This window comes from Paenibacillus humicus NBRC 102415, from assembly GCF_004000905.1.
In the GTDB taxonomy this organism is placed as follows: Bacteria; Bacillota; Bacilli; order Paenibacillales; family Paenibacillaceae; genus Paenibacillus_O; species Paenibacillus_O humicus.
In genome coordinates this window covers 1-15735 of the sequence record NZ_BIMD01000012.1, presented here as the reverse complement: position 1 = coordinate 15735, position 15735 = coordinate 1, and the positions used below count along the sequence as shown (strand labels likewise).

The 15735-nt window shown below is 62.9% G+C and carries 14 protein-coding genes; 11 read left to right on the top strand and 3 right to left on the bottom strand.

Annotated features, from left to right (window positions below; translation table 11 throughout):
• Nucleotides 1–306 precede the first annotated feature (306 nt).
• From PHU01S_RS09980 to PHU01S_RS09945, 8 genes are all read left to right on the top strand, one after another.
• Nucleotides 307–1845, top strand: coding sequence for a phytoene desaturase family protein (locus PHU01S_RS09980; RefSeq protein ID WP_246029196.1), 1539 nt, complete (start codon nucleotides 307–309; stop codon nucleotides 1843–1845).
• Complete coding sequence (locus PHU01S_RS09975) at nucleotides 1842–3299, top strand: phytoene desaturase family protein (protein ID WP_021880467.1); 1458 nt, start codon at nucleotides 1842–1844, stop codon at nucleotides 3297–3299. Before PHU01S_RS09980 ends, PHU01S_RS09975 begins: the two co-directional genes overlap by 4 nt.
• Nucleotides 3293–4222 (top strand): phytoene/squalene synthase family protein, encoded by a 930-nt coding sequence (locus tag PHU01S_RS09970; RefSeq protein WP_127507444.1) that lies wholly within the window; start codon nucleotides 3293–3295, stop codon nucleotides 4220–4222. The genes PHU01S_RS09975 and PHU01S_RS09970 overlap by 7 nt, the downstream gene beginning before the upstream one ends.
• A 65-nt stretch (nucleotides 4223–4287) precedes the next feature.
• Nucleotides 4288–5184 carry a carotenoid biosynthesis protein gene (locus PHU01S_RS09965; RefSeq protein ID WP_246029195.1) on the top strand — a complete coding sequence of 299 codons (897 nt, stop codon included), beginning with the start codon at nucleotides 4288–4290 and terminating at the stop codon, nucleotides 5182–5184.
• Nucleotides 5168–5938 (top strand): lysophospholipid acyltransferase family protein, encoded by a 771-nt coding sequence (locus PHU01S_RS09960; protein WP_049868470.1) that lies wholly within the window; start codon nucleotides 5168–5170, stop codon nucleotides 5936–5938. The genes PHU01S_RS09965 and PHU01S_RS09960 overlap by 17 nt, the downstream gene beginning before the upstream one ends.
• A complete protein-coding gene (locus PHU01S_RS09955; RefSeq protein ID WP_049868469.1) occupies nucleotides 5914–7146 on the top strand; it encodes a glycosyltransferase family 2 protein in 1233 nt (410 codons plus the stop codon). The genes PHU01S_RS09960 and PHU01S_RS09955 overlap by 25 nt, the downstream gene beginning before the upstream one ends.
• Complete coding sequence (locus PHU01S_RS09950) at nucleotides 7143–8666, top strand: phytoene desaturase family protein (RefSeq protein WP_048745234.1); 1524 nt, start codon at nucleotides 7143–7145, stop codon at nucleotides 8664–8666. Before PHU01S_RS09955 ends, PHU01S_RS09950 begins: the two co-directional genes overlap by 4 nt.
• A gap of 272 nt (nucleotides 8667–8938) precedes the next feature.
• A complete protein-coding gene (locus tag PHU01S_RS09945; protein WP_049868468.1) occupies nucleotides 8939–9709 on the top strand; it encodes a sporulation protein in 771 nt (256 codons plus the stop codon).
• Nucleotides 9710–9895: 186 nt separating this feature from the next.
• On the opposite strand, the gene dat is transcribed toward PHU01S_RS09945, so the two are convergent.
• Together dat and PHU01S_RS09935 are read right to left on the bottom strand one after the other, a co-directional pair.
• Nucleotides 9896–10750, bottom strand: a complete 855-nt coding sequence (dat, locus tag PHU01S_RS09940) for a D-amino-acid transaminase (protein WP_127507442.1) — start codon at nucleotides 10748–10750, stop codon at nucleotides 9896–9898.
• A complete protein-coding gene (locus PHU01S_RS09935) occupies nucleotides 10747–11373 on the bottom strand; it encodes a nucleotidyltransferase family protein (protein ID WP_127507440.1) in 627 nt (208 codons plus the stop codon). Before PHU01S_RS09935 ends, dat begins: the two co-directional genes overlap by 4 nt.
• A gap of 226 nt (nucleotides 11374–11599) precedes the next feature.
• Here PHU01S_RS09935 and PHU01S_RS09930 point away from each other — a divergent pair, with 226 nt between their 5' ends.
• The gene (locus PHU01S_RS09930) at nucleotides 11600–12259 is read left to right on the top strand and encodes an ATP-binding protein (protein WP_246029194.1); all 660 of its coding nucleotides are present in this window, start codon (nucleotides 11600–11602) and stop codon (nucleotides 12257–12259) included.
• Between the two features lie 93 nt (nucleotides 12260–12352).
• Here PHU01S_RS09930 and PHU01S_RS09925 read toward each other — a convergent pair whose 3' ends face one another.
• Entirely contained in the window at nucleotides 12353–13636 is a 1284-nt protein-coding gene (locus PHU01S_RS09925) for an NAD(P)/FAD-dependent oxidoreductase (protein ID WP_127507438.1), read from the bottom strand.
• 568 nt (nucleotides 13637–14204) lie between these two features.
• Here PHU01S_RS09925 and PHU01S_RS09920 point away from each other — a divergent pair.
• Together PHU01S_RS09920 and PHU01S_RS26630 are read left to right on the top strand one after the other, a co-directional pair.
• Nucleotides 14205–15407 carry a ParM/StbA family protein gene (locus tag PHU01S_RS09920; protein WP_049868464.1) on the top strand — a complete coding sequence of 401 codons (1203 nt, stop codon included), beginning with the start codon at nucleotides 14205–14207 and terminating at the stop codon, nucleotides 15405–15407.
• A 28-nt stretch (nucleotides 15408–15435) separates the two neighbouring features.
• Nucleotides 15436–15735 (top strand): hypothetical protein (locus tag PHU01S_RS26630; protein ID WP_246029193.1); only part of this gene is annotated, 300 nt, incomplete at its 3' end.

The following is a 15735-nucleotide window of genomic DNA, read 5'->3' as shown; positions in this document are numbered from 1 at the left end:
AGCATGATCAGCGTCCGGAAATCATTCAGCTGCGCCTCGAGTTGCTCCCGCTCATTCTGCGGCTGCCCCGTTGTCATATCCCCGATTCCGTCCTTCCGTTCTCAATCGCATCTCCGGCTCATATCCTGCAAGTACAAGCTTTAAAAACTTATCTTCATGCCCGCCTGCGGACAAGCAGGAAAATCCGGATGGAAAGAGAAATAGTCCTGATTGATAATTATACCGTTGGGTTAATTAATGGGTATGGTTAAGCTTTCCTTTATGTCTATTTTCAGGGCCAGATCGGATAATGGGAGCGGTGATGGGATGGTTGTGGGAAAAAGGGCTGTCATAATCGGCGCCGGACCGGGCGGGCTGGCGGCAGCGATGCTGCTGGCCTCCCAAGGTGTGGACGTGACTGTCGTGGAGAAGCAGCCCTATGTAGGAGGGAGAACCTCGGGCCTGCGTCTGGGAGCGTACAGCTTCGACCGCGGTCCGACGTTCCTCATGATGCTTCCCGTCATGGAGGAGCTGTTCCAGCGCAGCGGGCGCAGGCTGCAGGATTATGTGGAGCTGAAGCGGGTCGATCCTCTGTATACGTTGAAATTCGGAGAGAAGGAATTCTCTCCCGGAGGCAGCCACGAGGAGACGGCGGCCCATGTCGAGGAGCTGTTCCCGGGCAATGGGGCGAACTACCTCCGGTTCATGGAGCGCGAGCGCAAAAAGCTTGCCGGTCTCATGCCGCTGCTGCGGCAGCCGTTCTCGCGGCGGTCCGACTATCTGTCGGGACGGATGCTGCGCGCGCTCCCGAAGATGGATGTCCTGGACACCGTCCACAGCCGATTGTCCAAGTATTTTACGGATGAGCGGCTGCGCTGGGCGTTCTCTTTCCAGTCCAAATACCTCGGCATGTCGCCTTGGGAATGTCCCGGAGCCTTCACGATGCTGAGCTTCCTGGAGCATGAATACGGACTCTATCATCCGGTCGGAGGCTTGAACCGCATCTGCGAGGCGATGGCGGAGGTGACGCGGGAGCATGGAGGCGTCATCCGAACCGGGATCGGGGCCGAACGGGTGCTGCTGAGCGCTGGCCGCGCAGCCGGAGTCCGCCTGGAGGACGGTACGGTCGTCGAAGCGGACGACGTCGTCATCGGCGCCGATTACGGACATGCCGTCAGCACGCTGTTCGAGCCCGGGGAGCTTCGCCGCCATGCGCCGGCCCGGCTGGAGAAGAAGAAGCTGAGCCTCTCCACATTCATGCTGTATCTGGGCATCGGGGCTCCGCTGCAGCTTCCCCACCACAAGATCGTGTTCGCCGAAGATTACCGCCTCAATGTGGATGACATGACCAAGCGGCTGCGGCTGTCGGAGAACCCGTCCGTCTATATCCATAATCCGTCGCGGCTGGATCCAACCTTGGCCCCGGAAGGGAAATCGGCCGTGTATCTGCTGATGCCGGTGCCTAATAACCGGTCGGGAATCGACTGGGAGCGGGAAGCCCCCGGCATCCGCAGAAGGATGCTGGACGTTCTCGCCCGGGAGAGCGGCCTTGCGGAGGTCGACAGCCTGATCGAGGAGGAGCGGATGCATACGCCTGCGGACTGGGAGCGGGAATCGTTCGTCTACCGGGGAGCGACCTTCAATCTCGCCCACAGCCTGGATCAGATGATGTATATGCGGCCGCATAACAAGTTCCAGGATGCGGAGCATTGCTTCCTCGTCGGCGGAGGCACCCATCCCGGCAGCGGGCTGCCGACGATCATGCAGTCGGCGATGATCAGCTCGGAGCTTCTGCTGAGGCAATATGAACGGCAGGCGCGGACGGATGCCCATGCGCCGCTGCAGGCGAGGAGGGCGGGACGATGAGGATCGCCGTCATCGGTGCCGGAGTCGGCGGGCTGGTCTCGGCGCTGCTGCTGCGCCGGCAGGGACATGACATCGACGTCTACGAGAAGGAGGCGGCGCCGGGAGGACGGCTGGCCTACGAATCGGACGAGTCGGGCATGTACCGGATCGACCGGGGGCCGACGATCGTCCTGCTGCCGGAGCTGCTGAGGGAGATTCTCTCCGAAGCCGGAGTGCCGGACGATGCCGTGCAGCTGCTTCGCTGCGATCCGCTGTACGACTTCTACTACCCGGACGGAACGCGCTGGACCAAGTGGCAGGATCGAAGCCTGCAAGAGGCCAATCTGGAGAGAGCGTATTCCGGCGGCGGGGCTGACTTCCGGCGGTACATGGAGGATATGGAGGAGCTGTTCGAATACGGCTTCGACGCATTTCTATCCCGTTCGTTCCCCGGCATCCGTTCCTTCCTGACGCCTGCCAACCTGAAATTCCTGCTTCGCTCGAGAGCCTACCGGGCTATCGATCCTTGGGCGGGCTCCTACTTCCGCAGCCGCCGGATCCGCGAGGCGTACTCTCTGCAGTCGCTGTACATAGGAGGATCGCCGCAGGAGGCCCCGGCTCTGTACGGCTTGATTCCCTACAGCGAGCACAAGCACGGCATCTGGTATTTGAAAGGCGGGTACGCCGGATTGGCGCCTGTGCTTGAGCAGGCCTGCGCCGACCAGGGCATTCTCATCCGCTGCTCGGCTCCGGTGGACAAGGTTGTCGTATCGGGCGGACGCTGCACGGGCATCCGGACCGGCGGGGAGGAGCTCGCCTACGATGCGGTCGTGTTCAATGGAGACTATCCGGCGCTGGCCGGGCTGCTGGAAGGATGGCGCGGCAAGCCGCGCCGCTTCCGCCCATCCTCCGGCTGCCTGCTCATCTATGCCGGGACGGCAAGGCGATGGGACCATGCCGGCGTTCATCAGTTCTTCCTGGGCGAGCGCCACGGAGACCATATGAAGGATGTGTTCCGGCGCGGACGCTTGTCCGAGGAGCCCTCCTTCTACATGTTCAACCCTGCCGCCATCGACCCGGATGCCGCTCCCGATGGGCATAGCGCGCTGTACTTCCTCGTCCCCGTGCCGGCCGACGAGGCTCTGGATTGGGACGGTGCGGGCGAGGCGCTGGCGGGACGCGTGCTGGAGCGGGCCGAGAGGCTGCTGCTCCCCGGCTTGCGGGAAAGCATCCGCTGGCGCCGCATCCGGACGCCGCGCGATGCCGCCCGCGACGGCCTTTACCGGGGAGGCAGCTTCGGCATCGCTCCGGTGCTGACTCAGTCCGGCAGCTTCCGTCCTCAGGTCAAGCCGCTTCCGGTGGAGGGGCTGTATGCGGTCGGAGCTTCGGTCCATCCCGGCGGGGGCATTCCGATCGTCATGCAAGGCGCGCGCCTGCTCGCCCAACAAATCGCAAAGGAGCTGGAACCATGTTGAATCCGCGGCTGGCCGCCTCATGCGAGGAGGTCATGAAAAGAAGCTCAGCCAGCTTTTACGAAGCCTTCCGCCTGCTGTCCTCGCCCCGTCGCGAGGCTGTTTTCGTCATCTATGCCTTCTGCCGGATGATCGACGATTCCGTAGACGAGCCGGACAAGGCCGATTACAGTCTGGACGAGCTGGAGGCGCTGTTCGGCAATCTCGACGAAGCGGAAGGCCACTTCATCTGGCCCTCCCTGCGCTGGCTGATGGCCAGCTTCCCGCTCGCGAAGGAGCCGTTCCTGACCCAGATGAGCGGACAGCGGCTGGACCGTGTCCAGACCCATTACAACTCGCTGGATCAGCTGGAGGATTACTGCTACCGAGTCGCCGGCTCCGTCGGCGAGATGCTGCTTCCCGTCCTGCACGAAAGCCCGGACAGGGACATCGTCGAGGCGGGGATCTGGCTCGGCAAAGGCATGCAGATCGTCAACATCATCCGGGACGTCGGAGAAGACCGCGGTCTTGGAAGGCGGTACATCCCGCTTGAGCTGATGAGGCGCTGCGGGTATTCGGAGGAAATGTTCGAGGCCGGAGAGGTGGACGCGGCGTTCCGCCGGCTGCTCGGCGAGCTTGCCGGGACGGCCCGGGAGTGGTTCGGGCGCGGCCTCGCCCATCTGTCCTCGTATCCCCAGGAAAGCGCGTTCGCTATCCGCCTCGCCGCGCATTACTATTTTGCCATTCTGCACGCGGTGGAAGAGAACGGATACGATGTGTACGGCAAGCGGGCGTATGTGAGCGACGAGGCCAAAAAGACGATTTTCCGGGCGGTGATGGCCGATATGGCCGAGGCGGAGCGGGAAGCCGCCGATCCGGGAGAAGGGTTTACGGCGGAGGAGGAAGCCGGAATGCAGCCCTCGTCTCCGGAGAGGCTGGCTCAATGAGCCGCCCCGCGCAGGAGGAGACATTTCCCGTCCATCCTTCCAGAAGCACGGAACGGGAGGGGCACATGGACAGCGGCCTTCAGAATCTCCAGGAACGGCCTGGCAGCCAGAAACGGCAAGAAAGGCAGAAACGGCAAGCGAGAGAAGAGGGGCAAGGGCGGGCATCGGGAAAAGGGCAGCGGGCCGCTCTTCGGCGGCTTGCATCCGCATATCCCGTTACCGCTCTGTTCGCCGTCTGGTACTCCGTCGGCTTCCTGCTGATGGTGTTCTCCGAGGTGCCGAAGCCGCTTGAGTTCTCCAATGGAGTGTTTCTGGTCCTCTACGCGCTCTGTCTGTGCGAGCTGGCCGCGAACGGAATAGGCGCAGTTCCGAAGCATCGGGATGAAGCTCTCTCCCGGCCGGTCGGCTGGAGCCGTCTCGCTCTGTCCGCCGCCGGCATTGCGGCAGGCACCTTCGCGGTGGAGTATGCAGGCGTGCATACCGGATTCCCCTTCGGCTCCTACCGCTACGAAAATACGCTGGGATCGCTGCTCGGCGGCGTTCCGTGGACGATGGGGCTGGCATGGGTCGGAGTCATTCTGAACGGCGCCCTCCTGTCGGGCTCGCGGGGCAGGCTTGTCCGCGCCCTGGAGACGGGCGCATGGGTCGTGCTGCTCGATCTGGTGCTGGATCCTGTCGCGGAGGCGCGGGGGTTCTGGCACTGGCAGGACGGCGGAGCCTACTACGGCATCCCGGCCGCCAATTTTGCCGGCTGGTTCGTCGTCGGGGCGCTCCTGTCCCTGCTGCTGCCTTCCGGCAATGTGCTTGCTTCAGCCCGTTTTGCCGCGCTGCGGGTCATGCAGGGAATGCTGCTGCTGTTCGGGCTGCTCGCGGCCAAGGCAGGCATGATGCCTGTATTTCTGCTGTCGCTGTTGGTCATGGCGGCCGCCGAAGGGAGGGTCCGCTTTGATTCAGGCCGATAAGAAGACATGGTTCCGGCGGCTGTTTTTCCGCTATCAGCAGCACTACCTGTTCCCGAGATATCTGCACGGCCTGTATGTATCGGGAGACATGGAAGGAGACCGGGAAGGAACAGGCGCCGGTGTTCCCGTGCTCTATGTTTGCAACCATGTGTCCTGGTGGGACGGGCTTGTGCTGTTCCAGCTGACGGAGCAGCTGTCCCGGCTGGACCATTACATCATGATGGATGAGCAAGGCCTCAGGAACTATCCTTTCTTCCGGAAGATCGGGGCGTTCTCGGTCAACCGCGGCCGGCCGCGGGACATGCTGGAATCGATGAGCTATGCGGAAAGCCTTCTGCAGGCGGGAGCGCCGGTTTGGGTCTTTCCGCAGGGAGCCATCATGTCTCCGGATGCGGACATTCGGGCCGCAAGCGGAATCGGCCATCTGATGCGCCGGGCCGGGCGGGCCGAGCTCAGGCCGGTCACGCTGCGCTATTTGCTCGGCGATCACCAGAAGCCCCTTGCGGCTGTCCGCTTCGGCGAGCCCGTGAGGCGGGATTGGAGCCGCATGGACCGCAGCGAGGCCGCGTTCGAGGTCGAAGTCATGCTCCGGGAGCAGGCGGCCGAGCAGCGGAGGATTCTTGCGGAATGCCCGCTGCCCGGGACCGGGAACGGATATGAGGCGGTCTGGGAAGGCGGCAGGAGAACGACAGCGGACCGGTACCGGAAGCTCAAGAAGGGGGTCCGGCCATGGCAGCCATTCTCGCGGCATTGACGGGCGCGCTCGCAGTCCAGCTGCTGTTCGTGCTGTGGAACCGCCGTTACCTTGTGGAGCTTGGCGAGCCAAGCAGGCACAGGGGAGGCCGGAACAAGAAGGAAGCCGAGAGCCGGGTCGGAAGCGCCAGAGCCAGAGCCAGAGCGGACATTCCTCTAGAGGGTTACAAAGTAATGCCGAGTGATATCTCTATTCTCGTGCCGGCCCGCAATGAAGAAAGGAATATCGGAGATTGCCTGCAGTCGCTGCTGGCGCTGCGCGGGCGGCCGCATGAAATTCTGGTGCTTGACGACCATTCCGAGGATGGGACGGCGAGCATCGTGAGCAGGATTGCCGGCGATCCGGAGTCAGGGGTGAAGCTGCTGCAGGGCGGACCGCTGCCTGAAGGCTGGATGGGCAAGTCCCATGCCTGTTCCCAGCTGGCGGAGGCCGCTTCAGGCCGATGGCTGCTGTTCGTGGACGCCGATGTCCGGCTTGGTCCGGACGCGCTGGAGGCAGCCGCGGCGGAAGCCTCGCTTCAGCGGAGCGGACTCGTCAGCGGATTTCCCCGGCAGGAAACCGGAGGCTGGATGGAGCGGCTCGTCGTATCCATGATGATGTTCACGATATTGAGCCATCTGCCGCTGCGGCTCGTCTCCCGCTCGGACGATCCGCGCTTCGCCGCGGCCAACGGCGCCTTCATTTTCGTCGAAGCCCGGAGCTACGAGAGAATGGGCGGGCACGGGGCGGTCCGCGAGTCTCTATTGGACGATATGGATTTGATCCGCCAGGCGAAGCTCCGGGGCGAGCCGGTACGGCTCGCCCGGATCGACCGGGTAGCGTCCATGCGCATGTACCGCAGCCCGGGCGAAGTATGGAGCGGCTACCGCAAAAACCTGTTCCCCGGCCTCGGGAGAAGCCTTCCCTTGATGGGATTCGTATTCATCGTCTATGCCTTGCTCTATCTGGCGCCTCCTGCCGCTCTGCTGGGCGGACTGGCGGCATGGGCCGTCTCCGGGGCGGCTCCTCTCTGGCTGGGCTGGGCCGCGTCCGCGGCGGCGCTGGGCATGGCGGTGAAGACGGCGGCGGATCTATCCAGCGGACTTCCGGCCTGGTACGGCATGTTCGTGCCCGCCAGCATCTTGCTGACGATTTTCATCGGCCTGGATTCGGCGAGGGTCCATTATGCCGGAAGCGGCTACGAATGGAAAGGCAGGCGGTACGCATGAGCGGAAGCCGAAAAGCCGTTGTCGTGGGCGCCGGCCTGGGAGGGCTCAGCTGCGCAATCCATCTGGCCCTGCAGGGATGGAACGTGACAGTCGTCGAAAAGGAGCCCCGCCCCGGCGGCAAGCTGCAGCGCGTGGAGGAAGCCGGCTACCGGTTCGACAACGGCCCGAGCACGATGACGATGCAGCCGGTCTTCGACTCGGTGTTCGAGGCGGCCGGACGGCGCAGAGAGGATTATGTCGAGTTCTATCCGCTCGATCCCGTCGCGCGCAATGCCTTCCACGATGGGACGGTGGTGGATGTCACCGGCGACATCGGTCACATGGAGGAGCAGATTGCCCGCTACAGTCCGGAGGACGCGCTGAAATACCGGCCGTTCATGAAGGAAAGCGCCCGCTTGTATGAGCTGGCTTCCAAAGAGTTTCTCAGCCGCCTCGTGCTGGATTGGCGGGACAAGCTGCAGCCTTCGCTGCTCGCCGGCTTTGGGCGGATTCGTCCGTTCACCCCGATGAGCCGGACGATCCGGACCTATTTCCGCCATCCTCATACATTGGCGATGTTCGGTCGTTATGCCACCTATGTCGGCGCATCCCCGCAGCGCGCTCCGTCCATCTTCAATATGATGGCTCATGTCGAAGCCGGCCAAGGGGTGTTCGGAGTCAAGGGAGGCACGTACTCCATTGTAGAGGCTTTCGCGAAGCTGGCCGGAGAACTGGGGGTCGTCATCGCGGCCGGCGACGCGGCCAAGGAGATTCTTATTGCCGGAGGGAAAGCGGCGGGCGTAGAAACCGAAGGCGGCAACTTGTGGGAGGCCGACGCCGTCGTGGTCAACGCCGATGCGCTGGCGGCCGTGCCCCGCCTGATTCCGGACCATCCGGGAGCTTCACGGATGACCTCCAGGCTGCATAAGCTGGAGCCTTCCGTCAGCGGCTTCGTTCTGCTGGCCGGGGCGGAGAGCGACTACCCTCAGCTCCTGCATCACAATGTCTTCTTCCCCGAGCGGTACCATCTTGAATTCGACGACCTGTTCCGCAAAGGAATTCTGCCGGAGAAGCCGGCCGTCTACGTCTGCCGTTCCGGCGGAGGGGCGGTTAGGGCGGGTGCGGGCGAAATCCCGAGGTCCAGCCTGTTCGTGCTGGTCAACGCTCCCGCGCAGCGCGACGGCTATTCCGTGGAGAACAGGAAGGAAGAATATGCCGCACGCATCCTGGGCTTGCTGGAGGACCGCGGCCTGCGCGGCATCGGAGCGGCTGTCCGGCGGGAAGGAGGCTTGCTTCGGATTCAGACGCCGGATGATCTGGAGCGCCGGACCGGAGCCTGGAGGGGGAGCATCTATGGCATGTCTTCCAACGGCTTCCGCCAGTCCTTCTTCCGCTACCCGAGCAAGGATTCCCGCCTTGGCGGATTGTGGTATGTCGGAGGCTCCACCCATCCGGGCGGAGGCACCCCGATCGTGACGATCGGCGGGCGGCTGGTGGCGGAGCGCATCGCCAAAGAAGGAGTAAGAACGGGATGGGCATGATGCGGGTCTCGAGACAGACACATCGGGATGGGCAAGAACATGATGATGATTCCAGCACCGCAGCAAGCATGCGGCAGGACCCGGGGGAGCGCGCTTCCGCCGGTTCCTTTGCATGCATGCCGGAGCCCGCGGCAAGCCGGCTGCCGATCTGAAACCTGGAACGGCATGAGCCGTACTACCTGTCAATCCATGATCTGACGGCAGCCACACCGCCAGCTGTTCCCGGTGCAGCCGAGAGATCCTGGGAATACAGATGCAGGAGCGTGGCAGGGATGTCTTTTTTCAAGAATATGATGGCTTCAATCGGGATCGGGTCGGCCAAGGTCGATACGGTTCTGGAAGTATCCTACAGCGGCATTCGTCCAGGGGATGAGATCAACGGACGGGTCATCGTGACGGGAGGGGCGGTACCCCAGCAGATCAACGGCATCGAGCTGCTGCTCATGACCTCCTTCATCAAGGAAGTGAATGACCAGAAGGTCCGGGAAAACGCAGCGATCGCCAGGCTGCCCCTGCGCACGGCATTCGAGGTCAAAGCCGGGGGCAAGGAAGAGATTCCGTTCCGCTGGCAGCTGCCGGTGACGGCGCCGATCACCGCCGGCGGCACGCAGATCTGGCTGAAGACCGCGCTGGATATCGCGAGCTCTCTCGACGCATCGGACGAGGATTACATCAAGGTGCTCCCCCATCCTTTGGTGGGCGAGGTGCTGGAAGCGTTGTCCTCGCTCGGATTCCACACCCGCGAGGTCGAATGCAAATATGCCCCCCACAGTCGGTATGGGACGACTCTGCTGCAGGAATTCGAGCTGGTTCCGGGCAGAGCGTCGGGCTTCGGCAAACTCGACGAGCTGGAGATCGTCTTCATCCCTTCGGCTGCGTACGTGGATGTGCTGATGGAGGTCGACCGCCGTTCGGGCGGCTTTGCCGAGTGGCTCGGTACGGATGAATCCCGTATTTCCTTCCGTCTATACGAGGCGGATATCCAGCGCGGCAGGACTGCCCTGGCCGAGAATCTGTCCTCCCGCATCCGCAGCTGCATGTAAGAGCTGTCCGGACGGCATCCTTCGTCTGCTGAGGCTGTCTCCCTGAATATTCATCCGGATTTCCTTTGGCAAGCAATCAACCGGTCGAGGGAGAGCGGAATAGCAATAAATATAGCATGGAATAAGAAGAGAAGGCCGTCCTCCGCATGCTGGAGGGACGGCCTTCTTTTCTGCGGACAATCAGGATCAGACCGAAGCCGGCAGCGAGGTCTTCTCCAGGAACAGGCGATGCAGCTCGCGGACCGTCTCGCCCGGCGCGCCGGAGCCGATCGGCCCCTGGCCGTGGAGCTGCACAACCGGAATGATTTCGATGCCGGTGCTGGTCAGGAACGCTTCATCGGCATCCAGCAGCTCGGCCGGCGTGAACGGCTCCTCGATGAACGGGATGCCGGCTTCCAGCGCGATGCGGCGGACCGCTTCGCGCCTGATGCCGGGCAGAATCCGATTGGACAGCGGCGCGGTGCGGATGGCGCCGTCCTTGACGAGGTACATGTTGGAGCTGGAGCCTTCGGTGATGTATCCGTCCTCCCGAATCAGCACGGCCTCGAAGCAGCCCGCATCGACGGCCGCCTGCTTGGCCAGCACGTTGGGGAGCAGATTGAGCGACTTGATATGGCAGTTCATCCAGCGCTCGTCGGGATGCAGCAGGACGGATGCGCCCTGCTTGCGCAGCTCGGGATCCACTTTCCTGGAAGGCTTCACCGTCATGGACAGAGAGGCAGGCGCATCCGGGAACGGATGGTTGCGGGGGGCGATGCCCCTCGTCAGCTGCATGTAAATATCGGCATGGCGCAGCCCGCTCCTCTCCAGCAGCTCGCTCATGACGGCCAGCAGCTCGGCGCGGGAGATGCCGGGGTTCAATCGGATCAGCTCCGCGCTGCGGTAGAACCGGTCGAGATGCTCCTCCAGCATGAAGCCCTTTCCGTCGTAGAAGCGCATGTACTCGTAGACGCCGTCGCCGAATTGATGGCCGCGCTCCTCTACCGGAACGACCGCCTCCTCCAGCGGGACGAACCGGCCGTTGAAATAAGCCAGACTCATGTCAACTCCTCCTTCTTGTCCTTGTCCGAAATCAGCTGCAGCCGGGGCCATTTGGCCAGCCACTGCTTGGAGCGCGTCCTGCGCAGGAACAGCCCGGCATCTGTCAGCCGGGGCCCTGGCCGCAGCCGGAGGGCGAACAAGTCCTCCAGGCCATGCGGGGCGAGTACGGCTATGGCGCCGTCCTCCCTCATCGCGGCGGCGACGGCCGTTGCCGTCTCCGGCCAGCAGCTCATGGCATCGGCGACATCGCCATAAGGCGGGAGTCCGCTGACGATATGCATGCGCGCCTGGTTTTTGCAGGACCAGCGCAGCTCCGGGCAGCCTGCGCCCAGCCTGTGCTCCCATGCCTTTTCTTCCGCTTCGTCCGGATGCTCCTGATCATAATAGATGACGTCCGCATCTTCAAGCGGCGTGCGTTCCCGGTAGTCATGCAGGCGGTCCCAGACCAGATTGCGGACATAACCGGCGGCCAGCCAGGCTCCTGGCGGGCCGTGATCTCTCAAATGACTGAGATGACCGGGAGCCTGCGGATCGGACAGGAGTAAGGCAACGAGCCGTTGTTCAAGCTGCTGCTTGCGTTCGGCTCCATCTGTCCGCTGGAAGCTCCCTTGGATGTCGTTCATGCCCGACCTCCCTTCTTTCAGGTGTAATGCCCATAGAGAAGCAGGCGTATTCTCATAGAGATGCTTACCGGAAGCTTCGTACCCGGATCTTGCCTTCCCAGGGATCCGCACTTACCTCTGAGAGGGCGTCGTCTTCCGCCTCCTGCCGGCAACTTAAGAGGGGCCTCCTTCGTCTTATTGCTTCAAGACTATCATAAATGGAGATTAAAGGAAGGGCTGAAATGAAGTGAATGAACCGGGAGAAAGGAAGGCTGTCCATAGCGGGTTCCGCGGCTGCCGGATCGTCTGGATCAACGGGGCTTTCGGATCCGGCAAGACGCAGACCGCCTGGGAGCTGCACCGCAGGCTTCCGGGCTCCTATGTCTTCGATCCGGAGAATGCCGGCTACTACATCAGGGCGAACATGCCCGATTCCTTGCAAAAGGGGGATTTTCAGGAGTTCCCGCTGTGGAGGCGGTTCAATTACGACATGCTGTCCTATCTGGCCGACCTTCACGACGGCGTGCTGCTCGTGCCGATGACCGTGACGGACCCGCTCATATTCGCGGAGATTGCGGGACGGCTGCGCAGCGACGGGAGGGATCTGCGCCACTATGCGCTGCTCGCTTCCGAAGGAGAGCTGCTTCGCCGGCTGCGATCCCGGGGAGAAGGCCGCCGTTCCTGGGCTGCGGCTCAGATCGGACGCTGCGTCCGCGAGCTGAAGCAGGATGCTTTCGCCGAGCAGCTCGATACGGAGCCTTGGAGCGTCGCCGAGACGGCGGAGAGGATCGCGGCGCTCGCCGGTCTCGAGCTGCTTCCGCGCAGCGGCGGGGCTTCTGGAGCTTGGAGCCGGCTGCTGACACAGCTGCGCCATGTCCGATGGCAGAAGGGGATCGGCAAGAAATAACCGCCTGGCCTCGCCCGATCAGTGCGGAGAGCCGGGAGCGGCATGCGTCAAAAAGGACTGCAGCCCCGATTGGGCCGCAGTCCTTGGCTTCCTTTAGGCGAGCAGCGAGCGTCCGCGCTTGCCGCTGGCATCGTCTTGGCGGATGATGCGGCGCGGATTCAGCATGTCTGCCAGCGGATGCTTCTCTCCGGAAAGGGCGGCCAGCAGCATCGAGGCCGCCAGCGCACTGTAGACGGTGCCGTTGCCGCCGCAGCCCATCGAGTGGAAGATGCCGGGCTGCTCCTTGTCTTCCCCGATGAACGGAAGATCGTCCGCCGACTCGCCGAATGTGCCGCACCAGGCGTATTCCGCTTCGAATTCGGCGTCCGGGAAATAGCGCTTGAGATCGGAGAGCAGCATGTCGGAGCGGTCGCGCAGGAACGTCTCATCCCCGGCGGGGTCAGGACGGTCCTCGTCGAGCCCTCCGGCTACGATCCTTCCGTCCGGCGTCGTCCGGAAGTAGAAGTAAGGCCGGGCCGTTTCCCACACCATGCTGTCTTCCGGCCAGCCTGTCGGCACGCTGCCCGGCCGGGTAGCCAGGGCGTAGGTCCGGCGCAGGATCGGCTTTAGCTCCGAGGCTGCGCTGATGCCCGGGATATAACCGGTCGCCACGACGATATGGCTGGCCGACACCTCTCCATCCCCCGCGCTGATGACCCAGCTGCCGCCGCGCCGGCGCACCTCGCGGACAGGAGATTCCTCGAAGATGGGGACGCCATTATCCGACGCCATCCGCAGCAGCGCCCTCGCGAGCCGGGGCGGATTGGCCAGAGCGTCGCCGTAAGTCGTCATGCTGGCCGGAAAAGCCTCCGCAACGCTGGAAGGCATGGCGGCGGAAGCGCCCCAGGCTACGGGGAAGCCGTTCTTCTCCAGCATTCGGAACTCCCGCACCAGCTTGGCTTCATCCGCTTCCGATGATGCGGCGTAGAGGCTCGAAGCCGGCCGGAATCCGTCGTTCCATTGGCCTGCGGCGGCGGCCAGCCGGCCGAGCGAGCCTACCGCGCCCCGGCACTGCTCATAGAACCGGACTGCCGCCTGGCCGCCATACCGGTCCGCCAGCTCGCTCATCATGATATCGTTGGAGAACTGAAGCAGCCCGGTGCTCGCGGCGGTGCTCGCCGCGGCGGCGCGCTTGCCCTCCAGAATGACGGCAGGGATGCCGGCTTCCGCAAGGGAAGCCCCGATGATTGCCCCGGTCATTCCGCCGCCGATGACGGCGACCCGGGTAACGAGCTTTTCCGACAAAGCAGGGTACTGTCCCAGCTCATCCCGCCGATCCAGCGTCGAAGGCCAGTAAAGAGTACCGTCATGTAGCTTGCGCGCAGGCTGCTTGTTCATCTGTATTTCCTCCCGTGAGGCTTAGTTAGTATTGGCTTAACCTGCCCCGAGAGGAGTTGAACCAGGGATTTGATACGCGGAGGCGCCAGCGGCTCCGCGCTTTCGGGGAAGCGAGGATATTCCCGTGCCAGGGCCATCGTTCCCCTTACTTCGACAGAGCAGGTAGGTTATACTTGGTAAGCCTGGATAAGGACGTGCTTCGAGCGGGCGGCTGCCGGAAGGGATGCCGGAAATTGGCGGACGAGAGCAAGGAGAGCGCTGACGGCTAGTTGTCTGGCTTTCTTAACGTCTTCACCCCGAGCGGGGCCAAGGGGAGCCTCCCGGAGCCTGGCAGGCGAAAAAACGGTAATTGTTGGGCGACGGAAGGAAATGCTCTACGGCGCGTCGAACTATATTACTGGGTATCACCATCACCAGCCGCAATTGTTTTTGGCAATTCTTCGTAATTTTGATTTGGAGCATCGGCGTCAATCAGCCTCGGAGTGGCGGGAATCCTGCGTATTGGTGAAGGAATCATTCCATGCTAGCACAGCCTCCGCGGCATGCGGAGAGCGAAGGAGGAGACAAGATGAAGGTACATTTTCAAGTAGGCAACGACAACGGCAACAGCGAGCATGACCTGTTCGTCGACGGCAAAATGATCCGCCAGCCGAACGTGTGCTGCCGGGTGGACAAGCTTCCGTGGAGCGACGAGCTCCCGCCCGAGAGCTTCATCCGCAACCTGCAGGACCAATTGATCGTCACCATCGATTCGCCCGCGGCGCGCCCCGGGATGTACTATATCGGCAAGTTCGCCCTGATGAGCGGCGAGCTGCTGGAGAACCTGCAGATCGGCATCGACAACAAGAGCGACATGGATCTGCCGATCATCAACACTTTGGCGCAGGTAGCGGCCGTAGCGGTTCAGCGTGCCTATGACGAAGCGAAGGGCGTTCCGACGGAGCCTGTAGAGGCGACGGTCGACATGGCTACGGCTCTGCCGGTCACCCAGCATACCGACGAGACGGCGGCCAAGTTCGAAGCGAAGTTCATGGAAGGGACCCATCGCGTTACCGTTCACCTGAACAAGGTCCGCGTTCCGGTATCCATCGACTTCGAATACGTCAAGGCGATTCCGGAAGCGACGCCGGTCGTGTTCGCCCTGCAGAAGGACCGCGAAGGCAACTGGCGCTCCGGCGATATTTTCCAGGAATTCGTGGACCGGTACGAGCTCGGAGCGAAGTTCACGGGGGCTTATTTCAAGGACAAGCGCGTCCTTCATACGGATATCGGCGACGGGTCGACGGAATATCCGATTACCGAGGGCAACAAGTTCCTGCGCCAATTCGTGCACGGCAGCCATCATGGCGCCGGCTATGCGATCGAGGAAGCGCTGGACGACTTCAACCGCCTCGTGCATCTGCCGGACAGCCCGCGCCAGTTTTTCAGCGACGTCATCAAGAATCCGGCCCACAAGTACCATAGCCGGGCGATCCAGACGCTGCGCCGTCCGCTCGAAGGACAAGCCCGCCACATCGTGCAGAACATCCGCAAGCAGCTGACCAAGGCGCGCAACGAGATCGACGTCATCTGCGTGTACGGCGGCGGCAGCGTCCTGATGAAGCCGATTCTGCAGCCGATGCTCGAGGAGCTGTGCGAGGAGCGCGAGATCAAGCTTCTGTACATACCGGCCGAGCATGCCGTAACGATGAATGCCGAGGGACTGGACGCCTTCGTGCGCGGCAAGATCTTCGAAGCGCTCAAGTCGAAAGGGCCTAAGCAGCCGGCATAGGCGAGAAGGGTACAGGGGGTGAAGCCGGGTGAAGAAGATCAAGCAGCCCGGAGAGAATATCAGCCTGAAAACGAAAAAGAACGAATCCCCCGATGTGATGGACTGGATCAACGGCCAGTCCAATCTGATGGATTCAATCCGTTATCTGGTTGAAAACGAGATCCGCGAGCATGGCGTGCGGAATCTGCAGCTGCTCATTCCGTCCGAGAGGGGAACCCTCGTGGCCGGAAGCGGGTCGCGCATCGCCACGGCGCCTCCAGCGCCGGCGGTCGTGCCGGCGGAAGCCGAAGCGGCGCGGCGCGAGAGCGCAGCGGCTGCCGAAGCCGAA